The organism is Streptomyces sp. T39, assembly GCF_008042045.1.
GTDB lineage: Bacteria > Actinomycetota > Actinomycetes > Streptomycetales > Streptomycetaceae > Streptomyces.
This window is the reverse complement of the sequence record NZ_RDBP01000121.1, coordinates 1-1,190: the sequence shown is the minus strand read 5'-3', so window position 1 is coordinate 1,190 and position 1,190 is coordinate 1. Positions and strand designations below refer to the sequence as shown.

1 protein-coding gene and 1 pseudogene are annotated in these 1,190 nt (G+C 69.0%); one reads left to right on the top strand and one right to left on the bottom strand.

Features of this window, described 5'->3' with window-relative positions:
• Positions 1-286 (top strand): annotated as a pseudogene (locus EAO77_RS35735) (glycosyl transferase family 1); the annotation flags it as partial.
• Positions 287-375: 89 nt separating this feature from the next.
• On the opposite strand, the gene EAO77_RS35730 reads toward EAO77_RS35735, so the two are convergent.
• Positions 376-1,190: stealth conserved region 3 domain-containing protein (locus EAO77_RS35730; protein WP_187283566.1), on the bottom strand; the 815-nt coding region annotated here is incomplete at its 5' end.

Genomic DNA, 1,190 nt, shown 5'->3' with positions numbered 1-1,190 from the left:
CCCCTTCCGCGCGAACACGGACCTGTCCCTCACCTCGTCCCTGCACCACCACTACGGCTACCTCACCGGCCGTTCGGTGCCCGGGCTGATCTCGTGCAGCTACATCAACGTCGGCAACTACGAGCACCACACCGTGCTCAGCCGGCTGCTGGCCTCGCGCAGCCACGACGTGTTCTGCATCGGCGAGTCGGCCGACGCCGAAGTGCCCGTGGACGAGCAGGACCGCGTGCTGCGCGCCTTCCTGAACGCCTACTTCCCGGTCCGCTCCCGCTTCGAGCGCGACTGACCGGAGCCCGTACACGGGAGAGGGGGCTTGCACCGTCCGGCCGGACGGTGCAAGCCCCCTCTCCCGTACGGGAGCGCGGGAAGGCCGCGCTACTTCTCGAACGGGCTGCGCACCGGGAAGTACGCCTCCAGGAACGGCGTGATCAGGTCCTTCTGGCCCGTCACGTCCTGCTCGGTGGAGACCGTGTCGTTGACGCAGAACACCGTCTTGTCGCGGTTGGCGAGCAGCCGGCCGAGCCGGGCCTCCGTCCACGGATGCGTCAGGTCGAGATACGTGTAGGGCAGCGCCGACGGCACGGCACGCCGCGTGTGGTACGCGTAGTRGTGGTGCAGGGACGAGGTGAGGGACAGGTCCGTGTTCGCGCGGAAGGGGTTGCGGGCGGTGGCCGACACCTCCTCGGGGAAGCGCTCGGCGATCTCCTCCAGCACGCTGCGGCGCAGCGGGTGGGGGGCGTGCAGGAAGCCGTGGGTGGCGACCCGCCCGAACGCCTCCTCCAGCAGGGCCCGGTTGTTCTTGGCGGCGGCGAAGTAGCCCTCGTCGTCGGGCGACGGCTCGCTCGGCGGCACCGCGGTCGGCGAACGGAAGAGCTTCGCGAGCCCGTTGCTCATGAAGAACGAACTCGCCGTCAGCGGACGCCCGATGAACACGTCGTCGTTGAGGTAGAGGAAGTGYTCSGASAGGCCCTCGATGYGGTGCAGCTGGCTCTCGATGGCGTGCGAGTTGAACGTCGGCAGCCCGGCCGAGGAGCGGAAGATGTCCTTGTGGCTGACCACCTCGATCCCCGGGACCGCGGTGTTCAGCCAGGAGGGCGTCTGGTCGTCCGTCACCAGGTAGACGGTGCGCACCCAGGGCGCGTACATGTGGAGCGAGCGCAGCGAGTAGCGGAGCTCGTCCCGGCTCAGGT